Source organism: Streptomyces sp. C, from assembly GCF_000158895.1.
GTDB classification, from domain to species: domain Bacteria; phylum Actinomycetota; class Actinomycetes; order Streptomycetales; family Streptomycetaceae; genus Streptomyces; species Streptomyces racemochromogenes.
Genome location: NZ_GG657750.1, coordinates 3,591,524 through 3,604,241 on the forward strand (window position 1 = coordinate 3,591,524; position 12,718 = coordinate 3,604,241).

Consider the following 12,718-nt stretch of genomic DNA (forward strand, 5'->3'; position numbering starts at 1 on the left):
TCGCCGAAACCGCCGGCGGCCAGTGGCACGCGACGGGCCTGCGCCCCGGCGCGGAACGCATCACCACCGCCACCCCCGCGGAAGCGATCCGCTCCGCTCCCCCCGGCACCCGCTGGGTCTGGCGGTCCACCGCCGCCGTGTACCCCCGCATCCTCGCCGCCGGCACCCGCGTCGAGCGGTGCTACGACATCGAGGACGCCGAGCTGCTGCTCCTCGCCCACGAGGGCCGCTCCGGCGAGCCCCCGTTTCGGCGGGGGCGGCCTGGGCGCGGCTCAACGACGCGCCCGTCCCCCCGGACCCCCCGCAGCGCGCCGCCGAGCCGGCGCGGGCCGCCGCGCAGGACTCCCTCTTCGACGTCGACCCCGGGGCCGCCGCACCGCTCCCCCTCGACGCCCTGCTCGCCGTGCACGCCGACCAGGCCCGCCGGATCGCCGCCACCGCGCACCCCGACCGGCTGCGCCTGCTCACCGCCTCCGAGTCGGCCGCGTTCCTCGTCGCCGCCGAGATGCACCGGGCGGGCCTGCCCTGGCGGGCCGACGTGCACCGGGCCCTGCTGACCGAGCTGCTGGGCGAGCGCTACGCCGGCGGCGGCGAGCCCCGCCGCCTCGCCGAGCTCACCGACGAGATCTCCGCCGCCTTCGGCCGCCGGGTGCGCCCCGACCTGCCCGCGGACGTCATCAAGGCCTTCGCGCAGGCCGGCATCCGGCTCGGGTCCACCCGCCGCTGGGCCATCCAGGAGATCGACCACCCCGCCGTCGCGCCGCTCCTGGAGTACAAGAAGCTGTACCGGATCTACACCGCCCACGGCTGGTCCTGGCTCGCGGACTGGGTCCAGGACGGCCGCTTCCGCCCCGAGTTCATCCCCGGCGGCACCCTCACCGGCCGCTGGGTCACCCAACGGCGGCGGGGCCCTGCAGATCCCCCAAGGTGATCCGCCGGGCGGTCGTCGCCGACCCGGGATGGCGGCTCGTGGTGGCCGACGCCGACCAGATGGAGCCCCGCGTGCTGGCCGCGATCTCCCGCGACCCGGCGTTCATGGAGGTGGCCGGGCGTCCCGAGGACCTGTACACGGCCGTGTCCCGCCAGGGCTTCTCCGGCGACCGGGACAAGGCCAAGATCGCCGTGCTCGGCGCGGTCTACGGCCAGACCTCCGGGGACGGCCTGAAGAACCTGGCCGCGCTGCGCCGCCGCTTCCCCCGCGCCGTCGCGTACGTGGACGACGCGGCCCGCGCGGGCGAGGAGGGGCGGCTCGTACGGACCTGGCTGGGCCGCACCTGCCCGCCGCCCGTCGGCGCCGCCGAGGCCGACGAGGCCGGCATCCCGCAGGAGCAGGGGCCGGAGCGCGCCGACTCCGCGGAGACCGGGTGGACCCCGTCCTACGCCTCCGCCAACACCCGCGCCCGCGGCCGGTTCACCCGCAACTTCGTCGTGCAGGGCAGTGCCGCCGACTGGGCCCTGCTGATGCTGGCGGCGCTGCGGCAGGCCACCGCCGGGATGCGCGCGGAGCTGGTGTTCTTCCAGCACGACGAGGTGATCGTGCACTGTCCCGCCGAGGAGGCGGAGGCCGTCGTCGAGGCGGTCCGCGCCGCCGGGGACCGGGCGGGCCGGATCACCTTCGGGGACACCCCGGTCCGCTTCCCGTTCACCACGGCGGTGGTGGAGTGCTACGCCGACGCCAAGTGAGCCCCGCCCCGCCGGCCCCCGCCGGCCCCCGTCAGCGCTCGTCAGCGCTCGTCAGCGCTCGTCGACGTCCTTCCAGTGCCGGTTCAGAGCGACCTCCTTGACCTGCTCCATGGTGAGCGCGGGCTCCGTACGGCTCGCCGGGCCCGTCTGCTTGGGGGCGTTGAACGCGGAGGCCGTGATCCGCATCCCGTTGGGCCGCAGGGTGTCCACGGACCAGCGGACCACGCCCGGCGCGTTCTCGCCGGCCGGGCCCTGCGTCACCTTCGCGCGGACGCCGTCGGGCTGCGCGGTGGCGTCGGCGGGGAAGCCCGTACCGTCCTTGACCCGCTGGACGCGGAGTTCGACCAGGGAGCGGCCCTTTCCGTCGTCGAGGACCACGTAGCCGTAGCCGCCGTCGCCGCCCCTGTCGGCGACGGGGATCTCGTAGCCGCGCAGCAGGGTCGCCAGGAACATCTCGGCGTCCTCCTCGGGGCCCTTGGCGGCGGAGCCGCTCTCGGAGGGTGCGGGCGGCAGGTCCTCCAGGGCCGGGCGCCACTTGTCCGACAGCACCAGGGCCTTCATGCGGTCCATGGCCAGCGGGGGTTCGGCGCGGGTGGGGCGGGCCTGCTTGCTCTGGGGCGCGTTGTGCTCCGTGGCGTCGAGGAGGTAGCCCTGCGGGGTGGCGAGGGTGGCCCGCCAGTCCTTCACCGACTTGCGGGAGTCGTCGTAGTCGTAGGTCTGGATGAGCAGCAGCCGGGAGCCGTCGGGGAGCTTCTCCTCCTTGCAGGAGTCGAAGGCCACGTTCTTGCGGTCGGGGCAGGTGGTCATCTGCTTGGCCATCGCGCCGGCCGGGTCGATGCGGGTGAGCAGGATGCCGATGCGCGCCTGTCCCTTCCCGTCGTCGAAGAGTCCCGTCGCCATGGGGCCCTGGCCGTCGGTGCCGCGGCTCTCGGACTGGGTGAACTGCCCGGCGGGAAGCAGGGACTTCAGGATCTCCGACATCTGCGCGGCGGTGACCGCGCCGGTGCCGGCCCGTTCCTGCGGGCCGTCCGCCGGCGGCCTGAGCGGCCCCCGGCCGGGCAGGGTGGGTGCCGCGGCGACCTCGCCCCGGCCGTCGCCCCCGATCAGGCCGCCGGTCCAGGCTCCGGCCGTCCCGACCAGGGCCAGGGCCAGGACGGAGCCCCCGGCGACGGCGGCCCGGCGGCGGGCCACGAGCCGGCGTCCGCGCCGTTCGCCCGCCGCCGCCAGGGCCTGCGGGTCCGGCGTGAAGGCGGCACCCGCGCTCCGGAGGGCTTCGCCGAGCTCGTCTTCAAGGGGCATGGGGGGCATACGGAACCAGACTTTCCACTTGGTGGGCGGGGAGAGGGACAGGGCGGAGGGGAGGACGGCGCCGGGGAGGACGGCACCGGAGCCTCAGTGGCCCGCGAACTCGGCGAGGCTGCCGCCCAGCTGCCCCCGCAGCCGGGACAGCGCCCGGGAGCTCCGGGTCCGTACGGCCGCCGAGGTGACCTTCATCGCCTCGGCGGTCTCCTCGACGCTGCGGTCCTCCCAGTACCGCAGCACCAGCACCGCCCGGTCCTTGGGCGCCAGCCGCCCCAGCGCCTCCAGCAGCGTCAGCCGCAGCGCCGGATCCGTACCGCCCGCCACCGGCTGCGCGCCGTCGGCCCCGGGGAACTCCCCGAACGGGCGCTCCCCCGCCGAGCGGCGGCGCTGGTGCGTCAGGAAGACCCGGACCAGCACCGTCTGCGCGTACGCGGCCGGATTCTCGATGCGCGAGATCCGGCCCCACAGCAGGTACATCCGCCCGAGGGTCTCCTGTACGAGGTCCTCGGCGAGGTGGGTGTCCCCGCTGGCCAGCAGACAGGCCGACCGGTACAGATGACCCGACCGGCCCGCCGCGAACTCGCGGAACCCGTCTCTGCGACCCTGCCGCATGCACTCCCCCTCGCGTCCGTCTCACCCCATCGACGCGACGTCCCCCGGGAAATGTTTCAGCCGAGATCGTGGAAGTACACGTGGAACTCCTCGCGCACGAAGCCCTCGGACTCGTACAGCCCCTGCGCGACCTGGTTGTCGTACGCGGTCTCCAGCTGCACCCCCGCCACCCCGGCCTCCCGCGCCCGCCGCAGCACCTCGCGCAGCAGCGCCCGGCCCGCGCCGGTGCGGCGGCCGGCCGGGGCCACGTACAGGTCGTTGAGGATCCACGCCGTGCGCAGGGTGAGGGAGGAGAAGGCCTGGTAGACCTGCGCGAACCCGACCGTGCCCGGGATCCCCGGCGCGTCGGCGAGCAGCACCAGCGACTCCCCCTTCGCGATGCGTTCCGCGAGGAACTCGCGCGGGGCGCCGGCGTCCTGGACGGTCACCTCGTAGAAGTCGAGGTAGCCCCGGAAGAGTTCCGCGGCCGTGTCCAGGTCCGCCTCCCCCGCCACGCGGAGCACGACGCCGGAGCCCTCGTCCGTGACCGTGCCGCCCGCTCCGTCGCCGCCCCGGGTCCCGACCTGACCGAACATGCGCATCTCCCTTGTTCCTTGATCCATTCGCGCGCCGGCGTCCATTGTGCGCGTGCGCGTGCGCGGCGGACCAGGGCCCGGAAGAACGCCCGTCAGTGCCCGGTGACGGGCTGCGCGGGCAGGGAGAAGACGTGCTGCGGGGTGACGATCCTGGTGATCGCCTCGCCGAACAGCGTGCTGGGCTCGTTGCCCTCGTGGGCGATGTCCGTGTTCAGCATGACCACCAGCGTCGCCTGCGGACCGGGGAGGTAGACCACCAGGTCCTGGTAGCCCGGCAGTGATCCGTTGTGCCCGATCCACCCCTGTACGTCGAAGACGCCCAGGCCGTAGCCGGCGCCCGGCAGCGCCTCGACCACCTTCAGCCGCTGCGCCTGGGTGGCGGGCGTCAGCAGGGTGCCGGTGGCCAGGGTCTTCGCCCAGCTCCGCAGGTCCGGGAGGTCCGAGATCATCGCTCCGGCGGCCCAGCCCCAGGAGGGGTTCCAGTCGGCGGCGTCCTCGGTCTTCCCCGAGGCGGTCTGGTCGGTGTAGCCCTGCGCGTGCGGGTCCGGGAACCCCGCTCCCGTCGGGAAGACGGTGTGGTGCAGCCCGGCGGGCCCGGCCACCCGCTCGTCGACGTACCGGTTCAGGGGGAGCCCGCTCAGCTTCTCCACGACCAGGCCCAGCAGGATCGTGTTGGTGTTGCAGTAGTCGAACTTCGCGCCGGGCTCGAACAGCACCGGGTGCCGGAAGGAGTACGACAGCAGTTCCTGCGGGGTGAAGGGGCGCCGGGGATCGGCCGTGAGGGCCTTGAAGAACCCCTCGTCCTCGGAGTAGTTGTAGAGGCCGCTGCGCATCCCGGCCAGTTGGCGCAGGGTGATCCGGTCGCCGTTCGGCACGCCCGCGACGTACTTCCCGACGGGGTCGTCCAGCCCGGCCTTGCCCGCGTCGACCAGCTGGAGCAGGGCGGTGACGGTGAAGGTCTTCGTCACGCTGCCGATCCGCTGGTTCACGTCGGTGCGCATCGGCGCCCCGGTCGCCCTGTCGGCGGTCCCGAAGGCCCGTACGTACTCGCCCTTGCCGGGGGCGGAGAGGGCGACGACCACGCCCGGGACCCCGGCCTCCTTGAGCACCTTCCGGACGGCCTCGTCCAGCCGGGCCGCCACGGCGGGCGTGAGCTGCGGGAACTCCTCGGATGCGGGAGCGCCGACGACACCGGCCACGGGCGCCACGGGCGCCGAGGCCTCCCAGGCGTAGCCGGCCCCGACGCCGACCGGAACCACCACCAGACCGATCGCGGCCGCCCCCACCGCCGCGCTGCGCCACCGTCCCGTCATGCCCGGCCTCCCGTTGCCGTACGTCCCTTCACGCTAGCCCCGCCCGGGCGCCCGGGCGACCGGGGGTGGCGGGGGTGCGGTAGTTGGCGGTGCGGGAGCGGGCGGGCCGGGAGCGGGCGGGCCGGGAGCGGGCGGGCCGGGCGGCCCGGTCAGGGGACGGGGGCGACGGTGACCTCGGCCGTGAAGGCGGCCTCCCCGTCCTGGACGGCGTCGACCCGGAGGGTCCCGGGGGCCGATCCGGGGGACGTTTCCGTCCGGGCCTCGATCAGGCAGGGCGAGCCGAACTCGACGTAGCGGTGGAAGGTGACGTCCATCGACGTCGGCAGCACCGGTCCCGCCGGGGGGCGCACGGCGTGGGCGGCCTGGCGGGCGGCTTCCAGCAGGACCATGCCGGGGACGTGGTCGACGGGGTGGTCGAAGAGGACGGGGTGGGCGGTGTCCACCCGCAGGGGCCAGCGGCCCGCGCCCTCCTCGCGGCCGAGCACGACGTCGCGTACGTTGTCGCGGCCCACCAGCGCCGGGGCGAGGGGCGCGACCGGGCCGGGCACGGCGGCGAACACCCGCCGGACGTCGGAGCGTTCCCCGCGCACGCGCCGGTAGACCGCGGGCGCGATGCAGCCGAAGCGGGTGTCGGCGACGGCGATCTGGGCGCCCTCGCGGAAGACGGCGATGTCCAGGGAGACCGCGGCGGGGATGCCCTTGCGGAGGACGAACTCGGAGCACGTGACCCGCAGTTCCAGCTCGGCGGGCGTCCAGCCGACCTGGAGCGCGTGCGGGTTGAGGGCGTAGCCGAACCGCGACCAGCTCAGCTGGTGGCCGAGCGGGGTCCCGTACGCGGTGTGCAGCAGCAGCGGAAAGGTCTGGCGCACCGTCTCGCAGAGCATCAGCGGATCGTGCAGCCCCGCCGTGGCGGTGTAGAAGCTGTGGCTGCGCGGCCACTGGGCGGTGATGGTGAAGTCGTGGGCGCCGGTGCGCTGCCAGCCCGTGAGGAAGACCTCGGAATGGGCGGCGCGGTGGACGTATTCCCTGGGCACCGTGGTGGTCAGCGCCGGCGCTCCGGCGGATATCGGCCCATGGGCGGTGACGAGCATGTTCCCCCTTGCGTGCACTTGCGTGCGTGTGCGGCCCCCGCGCTGACGGTCGACGGCGGCCACTCCGTAAAATAGAGAATGTTCGTTTTGTTTGTCGAGTGGCTGGTGGTGTGATCCATGGCGGGGTTGAAGCAGGACCGTGCGTTGAGGACGCGGGAGGCGATCCTGCGCGCCGCGGCCGAGACGTTCGACGAACTCGGCTTCCACGGCGCGAGCATCAGCATGATCATGGGCCGGGCCGGGGTGACGCAGGGCGGCATGTACTTCCACTTCGCGTCGAAGGTGGAGCTCGCCCGGGCCGTCATGCTCGCCCAGGGGGACTACGTACAGCTCCCGCCGGGTGAGGACGGGCTCCAGCGGCTGATCGACATCACCTTCCACGTGGGCCGGGAGCTCCAGCAGAACGTCCTGTTCCGGGCCGGTGTGCGGCTCGCCGTCGAGCAGGGCGAGTTCGGGCTCCAGGACGACACGGCGTACCGGCAGTGGGTGGAGCAGTTCCACGCCCTGCTCGTCGTGGCGCGGGAGCGGGGCGAGCTGCTGCCGGGCGTGGACGAGCGAGAGTTCGCGCAGGTCCTGGTCGGCGCGTACAGCGGCACGCAGCTGTTCTCGCAGATCGCGACGGGTCGCGTGGACCTGCTGGAGCGGGTGGCCGCGCTGTGGAAGTACTTCCTGCCGTGCATCGCCACGCCGCAGACGCTGGCGCAGCTGCGCGCCACCCCCCGGTGAGCCGGCTGCGGGTGGTGCTCACCGGCGCGACGGGCTTCATCGGGGCGGCGGCGCTCCGGGAGCTCGGCCGCCGGCCGGGCGTGTCCGTGCGTGCCGTCGGGCGGCGGCCGCCGCGGGCGGGTGCGGCCGGAGCGGCCGAGTGGGTGCGGGCGGACCTCGCGCGGCCGGGGTCCGTGGCCGGGGTGTGCGGGGGCGCGGACGTGCTGGTGCACCTGGCCGGGGTGGTGGGCCCGGACGAGGCCCTGTGCGAGGCGGTCAACGTCCGCGGCACGGCCGCCCTGATGGCCGAGGCCGTCCGGGCCGGGACCGGACGGGTGGTCCACCTGTCCACGGCCGCGGTGTACGGGCCCGGGCCGCACCGGGGCGCCGCCGTCGGCGAGCTGGAGCCGGCTCCCGTGTCGGCCACCAGCCGGACGCGGCTGGCCGGGGAGGCGTACGCCCTGGCGGCGGGAGCCGTCGTACTGCGGCCGGGTCTGGTGCTGGGCGCCGGGGACCGGTGGGTGGTCCCGGCCCTCGCGGAGCTCGTGGACCGGGTGCCCGGGCGGTGGGACGGCGGCCGGGGCCTGCTCTCCGCGGTCGACGTCGGCGACCTGGCCCGGCTCGTCACCGCCCTCGCCGTCCTCCCCGGGGGCGACGGCGCGACGGCCGGGCGGGTGTTCCACGCCGCTCACCCCGTACCCGTGCGCACCGGCGCGCTGCTGGCGGAGCTCGCGGAGCTGGGGGTGCTGCCGCGGGTGCGCGCCGACCTGGCGTGGGAGGAGTGCCTGCGCCTGCTGCGGGCCGCGCCGGGGGCCGTGAGCGAGCGGCAGTTCTCCCTGCTGGCGCGGGACCACTGGTACCGCAGCGACGAGGTCTGGTCCCTGGCCGCCTGCCCCCCGGGCCCGGGCCCCCTGACCCACCTGCCGGCGGCCGCGCCCTGGTACCGCGAAGCCGCGGTACGGACCGCGCCCCCGACGCCGGCGGGCCCGGACGCGCCGGCGAGGACCGGAGGCTCCGGCCCCGCGTACGTCTGAGGCGGCGGCGCGGCAGCACCGTCAGCGTCCCGCCCGCGGGAACCTAGGGTCTGTCGTCAAACTCCCGTCGTCGCCCGGAGGGCGGCCTCGCGGCGTCTGGAGCGAGCTCTCGGTGCGCCGGTCGGAATCTCGCTATCTGTATATACTTGGCTTTCGCCCGGTGCGGCGAGAGCGCGTGCCAGGCGTCGCGGGGCAGACGGGAGTTTGACGACAGACCCTAGGGGGTGTCCGGGCCTATGCCCTCCAGGACGAGGAGCCAGACGCCCTCCAGTTGGTCCAGTGCGGCGGCCTGGCCGTCCGGGTACGCGCCGCGCAGCGTGGCCTCGGCGCCCCAGAGGAGGTGCGCGACCAGTGCCGTCACGCTCGCCGGGTCGGCGGGGGCGTGCAGTTCGCCCCGCTCGTGGGCCTCCTGGGCCAGGCCCGCCACCACGGGGTGCCACAGGGTGGTCCAGTCCTCGATGTCGGGCAGCTCCCGGGCCAGGTGGGCGCTCGCGCGCACGGTGACGTCGTCCCGCAGCAGGCGGGCCAGCTCCAGCAGCAGGCTCCCGAGACCGTCCAGGGCCTTCCCGCGGCGGCGCCCGGCCGCGTCGTCGAGCGCCGTCCGCACCGCCGAGCACCCCTCCTCGGCGACGGCTTCGGCGAGTTCGGCCTTGCTGTCGAAGTGGAAGGTTACGGCGCCCATGGAGATGCCGGCGGCCTGGCTGATGGCCTTCAGCGACGTGCCGCCGTATCCGGCGCGGTAGAACTCCGAGGCGGCCGCCCGCACCGCGGTGTTGCGCGTCCGGACCGCCCTCTCCTGCTTCACCATGTCTCTCCGATGTCGCCCCACCCGTGAGTCGCGCGTGGATGCCGCGTGCGGGTGCCTGGCGTGGGTGTTCTGCGTGCGTGCGTACGTGGATGTCGTGCACCGGCGGTCACCCCCGCGCCGCCCGCGGTGGCCAGCCTGCGAAACACCGGGCCCTGCGGCAAGCCCTAGTTGCCAAAAACGCGCCGGATTCCGGGCGGATCTCGAACCGCGAGATGCCTGACGCGGCGTCAGCGGGGGTCGCTCCGCCCGACTTGCCGAAGTAGTTCACCAGCGTGGATCGGCCCTGGAAAAAAACAGAACGTTCGCTATTGTTTTTGCATGATCTCAGTGTTCGCCGAGGCCACCTTCGGCAGCCTCCACCGGACCGACCAGCGCCGATGGGCCGAGGTGTACCTGCGAGGGTTGCTCGGCACGTCCGGCAAGAAGACGGTGCGGCGGCTCGCCGCCGCCGTATCGGACCGGGAGACGGCCTTCCAGTCACTGCACCAGTTCGTCAACGCCAGCCCGTGGGACTGGGAACCGGTCCGCCGGGAGCTCACGCGCTGGGCGGAGGAGCACACCGCTCCCCGAGCCTGGGTGCTCGACGACGTGGTCCTGCGCAAGCGCGGCGACCACTCGTGCGGGGTGCACCGCCGCTTCAGCCCGGTCGACGGACGCTCCGTCAACGGGCAGGTCGGCACCGGGCTGTTCCTGGCCGGCGACCACGGAGCACTGCCGGTCGACTGGGCGCTGTACCTGCCCGAGTGCTGGACCGCGGACCCCGCCCGCAGGCGCCGGGTCCGCATCCCGGACGGCATCGGCCACCGCTCCGCCGAGGAGCAGGCCCTCGGCCTCGTGGACGCGCTGGCCGCGCACACCCGGCTGCCCGCCGTACCGGTCGTGGCCGACGCGTCATCGCGCCCGGGCGCGGAGGCGTTCGTCCGCGGCCTCGCCCGGCGCGGCCACGACTTCGTGGTGGCGGTCCCCGGACACCTGCCCCTCGCCCGCGCCGCGACGGCGCTGCCGGGGCCGGTGCGCGCGGACCAGGGGCCGGCCGCGTACCGCGCCTTCACGACCCGCGCCCGCGCGGGCCGGCCCGCGGAGCGCACCTGGATCACCAACATGCCGCACGCCCGGACCGAGGAACTGCTCGCGCTGACCCGGACCCCGAGGCTCGCGCGGGAGGCCGTGCGGTACATGGAGAGCGATCTCGGGCTCGGCGACTTCGAGGGCCGCTCGTTCCCGGGCTGGCACCACCACATGACGCTCGTCTCGGCCGCCTACGCGTACAGCAGGCAGGCCCCGGCCGACCGTCCACACCACCTCGCCGCCCTTCCCGCGGCGGCGTAGACCGACCACCACACACCCCCTTCCGAAAGAGGAACCCATGGATTCCGCCACCACGTACGACGCCCTGGCCGATGTCTACGACCTGATGTACCCGCCCGCCTCGCCTGACATATCGGATGCCGTCGCCTTCATCGCCGACCTGGCCCCGGAGGGCGGCCGCGTCCTCGAACTCGGCGTGGGCAACGGCCGGATCGCGATCCCGCTCGCCGAGCGCGGGCTGACGGTGCACGGCATCGACGGTTCCGAGCAGATGCTGGAGAAGCTCGCGGCACGGGACCCCGAGGGGAAGGTCACCACCACGGCCGCCGACTTCACCACCGGCGGCACCGGCGAACGGTTCGACGTGGTGTTCATCGCCCTCAACACCTTCTTCGCCCCGACGACCGCCGAGGCCCAGGTCCAGTGCATGCAGCGGATGCGCGAGCAGCTGGCGCCCGGCGGCCGCGTGGTCATCGAGGCGTTCGAACCGCGCGCCTTCCACCAGCAGGAGGGCGAGAAGACCAGCACCCGCTACCTCTCCCCCACCTCCGTGATGGTCGACAGCACGCACGTCATGCGCGACCGGCAGCTGATCCTCGTCATCCACACCGTCGTCGACGGCGGGGTGCCGCGCCCCACCCAGGAAGTCATCCGCTACGCCTGGCCCACCGAGATCGACCTCATGGCACGCCTCGCCGGCCTGCGGCTGGTGGAACGCCGCGGCGGCTGGCGGGGAGAGGCCTTCGACGCGAACAGCCACCGCCACGTCTCCGTGTACGAGGCCGTCGAAGACCCGAAGTAGGCACCGCACATGAAGGCGACCCGGAAGGCGACGCGCAAGGCCGCTCCGATCAGGAGCCTGCTCCGGCTGACCGACGTCAGCCGCAGTTACGGGGACCGGAGCGTACTGCGCGCGGTCACCATGGAGCTGGCATCGGCGCAGTGCACCGTACTGGTGGGGGACAACGGATCGGGGAAGTCCACCCTGCTGCGGCTGGCGTGCGGCCGCGAGCAGCCCACGTCGGGCGAAGTCCGCTTCGACGGCGAACCCCTGCACGAGGACTCCCCCCGCACCCGCGCCCGGGTGGCCACCGTGATGGAGGCCGGCTCGGCCTATCCGGACCTGACGGTGCGCGAGCACCTGATGCTGGTCGCCGTCGGCCACGGACTCGGCCGCCGCGCGGGCGAAGCCGTCGACCGGGTGCTGGCCGCCCACCGGCTGGCCGACCACGCCGGATCCCGGCCCTCGGCGCTCTCGTCGGGGCAGACCCAGTCCCTGCTGCTGGCCTCGGCGTTCGTACGGCCGCACGACCTGCTGGTGCTGGACGAGCCCGAGCAGCGGCTGGACGCCCGGGCCCGCGTGGAGCTCGCGGAACGGCTCACGGCCCACAAGAGGCGGGGGGCGGCGATCCTCCTCGCCACCCACGACGACGAGCTGGCCTCGGCCGTGGCCGACCACGTGCTCACCCTGGAGGACGGACGGGCCACCGTGGCTCCGGTCAGGGGGGACCGGTGAAGACCGACCGCACCACCACCCGCGACGGCACCACCGCCGGCGACCGCACCACCACCGGCGACGACACCGGCAGCGGCGACGGCGCCGACCTGCGCCGGCGCACCGCCGAGACGCTGGCGTTCCTGCACGGGGCCCGCACCGCGACGCGCCTGGACAAGCGCAGGAGCAACGCCTTCGTGCTGTACTGCGTCGCCCTGGGGACGGCCTTCTGGCTGGTGCCCCTGCTCATCGCCGCCGCCGGGGCCGGACGGCGCGGGGAGTGGCACGGCAGCACCTCCGACCACCTGCTGGCGGGACTCCCCGTCGCCGTGCCCGCGCTGCTGACGCTGGTGGTGGTCCACGCCGCACGCGGCGCCGTCTGGCGGGGCCCGGTGCTCGTGGACCTGCCGACCGTCTCGTGGCTGCTGCCCCTGCCCGTCCTGCGCGGGCCGCTCCTGCTGCCCCGCTTCCACGCCGCCGCGCTCCGCGCGGCCGCGCTGGGCCTGGCCGGCGGCGGGGTGCTGGGCTACCTGCTCTCGATCGCGGCCTCCGCCGCCTGGCTGCCGCTGACCGCGGCGGGCGCGTGGGCCGGCACGGCGACGGCGCTGACCGCGGTGGCCGCGGGGCTGCTCGTCGAACGCCACGACCGCGCCGTCGCCCGCAACGCCGTCCGGTTCCAGGGGGTCACCTGGACGCTGGCGGCGGGCTCGGCGGCGCTCTGCGCGTACGCGGCACTGCGCGGCCCCGGCGGCCCCGCCGGGCCCGCTCGCCCTGTGGTCCGGCCCCTGGGGG

11 protein-coding genes and 2 pseudogenes are annotated in these 12,718 nt (G+C 74.7%); 7 read left to right on the forward strand and 6 right to left on the reverse strand.

The window, feature by feature from the left end:
* The first annotated feature begins 59 nt into the window (after positions 1 to 59).
* Positions 60 to 1,683: pseudogene (locus tag SSNG_RS15990) on the forward strand (bifunctional 3'-5' exonuclease/DNA polymerase).
* A gap of 51 nt (positions 1,684 to 1,734) precedes the next feature.
* On the opposite strand, the gene SSNG_RS15995 reads toward SSNG_RS15990, so the two are convergent.
* The 5 genes from SSNG_RS15995 to SSNG_RS16015 form a co-directional block, all read right to left on the reverse strand.
* Positions 1,735 to 2,982 carry a hypothetical protein gene (locus SSNG_RS15995; RefSeq protein WP_050779638.1) on the reverse strand — a complete coding sequence of 416 codons (1,248 nt, stop codon included), beginning with the start codon at positions 2,980 to 2,982 and terminating at the stop codon, positions 1,735 to 1,737.
* A 93-nt stretch (positions 2,983 to 3,075) separates the two neighbouring features.
* The gene (locus SSNG_RS16000; RefSeq protein WP_007264892.1) at positions 3,076 to 3,597 is read right to left on the reverse strand and encodes a SigE family RNA polymerase sigma factor; all 522 of its coding nucleotides are present in this window, start codon (positions 3,595 to 3,597) and stop codon (positions 3,076 to 3,078) included.
* A 56-nt stretch (positions 3,598 to 3,653) separates the two neighbouring features.
* Complete coding sequence (locus SSNG_RS16005) at positions 3,654 to 4,178, reverse strand: GNAT family N-acetyltransferase (RefSeq protein ID WP_241695064.1); 525 nt, start codon at positions 4,176 to 4,178, stop codon at positions 3,654 to 3,656.
* 86 nt (positions 4,179 to 4,264) lie between these two features.
* Complete coding sequence (locus SSNG_RS16010) at positions 4,265 to 5,485, reverse strand: serine hydrolase domain-containing protein (RefSeq protein ID WP_007264894.1); 1,221 nt, start codon at positions 5,483 to 5,485, stop codon at positions 4,265 to 4,267.
* 149 nt (positions 5,486 to 5,634) lie between these two features.
* Positions 5,635 to 6,576: a ScbA/BarX family gamma-butyrolactone biosynthesis protein gene (locus SSNG_RS16015; protein WP_128636982.1), complete on the reverse strand. Its 942-nt coding sequence runs from the start codon at positions 6,574 to 6,576 to the stop codon at positions 5,635 to 5,637.
* Positions 6,577 to 6,693: 117 nt separating this feature from the next.
* Between SSNG_RS16015 and SSNG_RS16020 the strand changes: the two genes are divergently transcribed.
* Positions 6,694 to 7,302, forward strand: coding sequence for a ScbR family autoregulator-binding transcription factor (locus tag SSNG_RS16020; protein ID WP_007264896.1), 609 nt, complete (start codon positions 6,694 to 6,696; stop codon positions 7,300 to 7,302).
* Positions 7,299 to 8,315 carry an NAD(P)-dependent oxidoreductase gene (locus SSNG_RS16025; RefSeq protein ID WP_128636983.1) on the forward strand — a complete coding sequence of 339 codons (1,017 nt, stop codon included), beginning with the start codon at positions 7,299 to 7,301 and terminating at the stop codon, positions 8,313 to 8,315. Before SSNG_RS16020 ends, SSNG_RS16025 begins: the two co-directional genes overlap by 4 nt.
* Positions 8,316 to 8,532: 217 nt before the next feature.
* Here the strand turns inward: SSNG_RS16025 and SSNG_RS16030 are convergent, their stop codons facing one another.
* Entirely contained in the window at positions 8,533 to 9,123 is a 591-nt protein-coding gene (locus SSNG_RS16030; RefSeq protein ID WP_042801111.1) for a TetR/AcrR family transcriptional regulator, read from the reverse strand.
* A gap of 318 nt (positions 9,124 to 9,441) precedes the next feature.
* On the opposite strand from SSNG_RS16030, the gene SSNG_RS16035 reads away from it, so the two are divergent.
* From SSNG_RS16035 to SSNG_RS42120, 4 genes and pseudogenes are all read left to right on the forward strand, one after another.
* Positions 9,442 to 10,452: a transposase gene (locus SSNG_RS16035; protein WP_128636984.1), complete on the forward strand. Its 1,011-nt coding sequence runs from the start codon at positions 9,442 to 9,444 to the stop codon at positions 10,450 to 10,452.
* A 37-nt stretch (positions 10,453 to 10,489) separates the two neighbouring features.
* A complete protein-coding gene (locus tag SSNG_RS16040) occupies positions 10,490 to 11,233 on the forward strand; it encodes a class I SAM-dependent methyltransferase (protein ID WP_007264900.1) in 744 nt (247 codons plus the stop codon).
* A 9-nt stretch (positions 11,234 to 11,242) separates the two neighbouring features.
* On the forward strand, positions 11,243 to 11,947 hold the full coding sequence (locus tag SSNG_RS16045) for an ABC transporter ATP-binding protein (RefSeq protein ID WP_007264901.1): 705 nt from the start codon (positions 11,243 to 11,245) through the stop codon (positions 11,945 to 11,947).
* Positions 11,944 to 12,718: pseudogene (locus tag SSNG_RS42120) on the forward strand (hypothetical protein); the annotation flags it as partial. The gene SSNG_RS16045 and the pseudogene SSNG_RS42120, both read left to right, overlap by 4 nt.

Excerpts from the sequence above, each read along its gene's own strand:
- SSNG_RS15995 (WP_050779638.1), bottom strand. The coding sequence starts at position 2,982 with ATGCCCCTTGAAGACGAGCTCGGCGAAGCCCTCCGGAGCGCGGGTGCC.
- SSNG_RS16000 (WP_007264892.1), bottom strand. The coding sequence starts at position 3,597 with ATGCGGCAGGGTCGCAGAGACGGGTTCCGCGAGTTCGCGGCGGGCCGG.
- SSNG_RS16005 (WP_241695064.1), bottom strand. The coding sequence starts at position 4,178 with ATGCGCATGTTCGGTCAGGTCGGGACCCGGGGCGGCGACGGAGCGGGC.
- SSNG_RS16010 (WP_007264894.1), bottom strand. The coding sequence starts at position 5,485 with ATGACGGGACGGTGGCGCAGCGCGGCGGTGGGGGCGGCCGCGATCGGT.
- SSNG_RS16015 (WP_128636982.1), bottom strand. The coding sequence starts at position 6,576 with ATGCTCGTCACCGCCCATGGGCCGATATCCGCCGGAGCGCCGGCGCTG.
- SSNG_RS16020 (WP_007264896.1), top strand. The coding sequence starts at position 6,694 with ATGGCGGGGTTGAAGCAGGACCGTGCGTTGAGGACGCGGGAGGCGATC.
- SSNG_RS16030 (WP_042801111.1), bottom strand. The coding sequence starts at position 9,123 with ATGGTGAAGCAGGAGAGGGCGGTCCGGACGCGCAACACCGCGGTGCGG.
- SSNG_RS16035 (WP_128636984.1), top strand. The coding sequence starts at position 9,442 with ATGATCTCAGTGTTCGCCGAGGCCACCTTCGGCAGCCTCCACCGGACC.
- SSNG_RS16040 (WP_007264900.1), top strand. The coding sequence starts at position 10,490 with ATGGATTCCGCCACCACGTACGACGCCCTGGCCGATGTCTACGACCTG.
- SSNG_RS16045 (WP_007264901.1), top strand. The coding sequence starts at position 11,243 with ATGAAGGCGACCCGGAAGGCGACGCGCAAGGCCGCTCCGATCAGGAGC.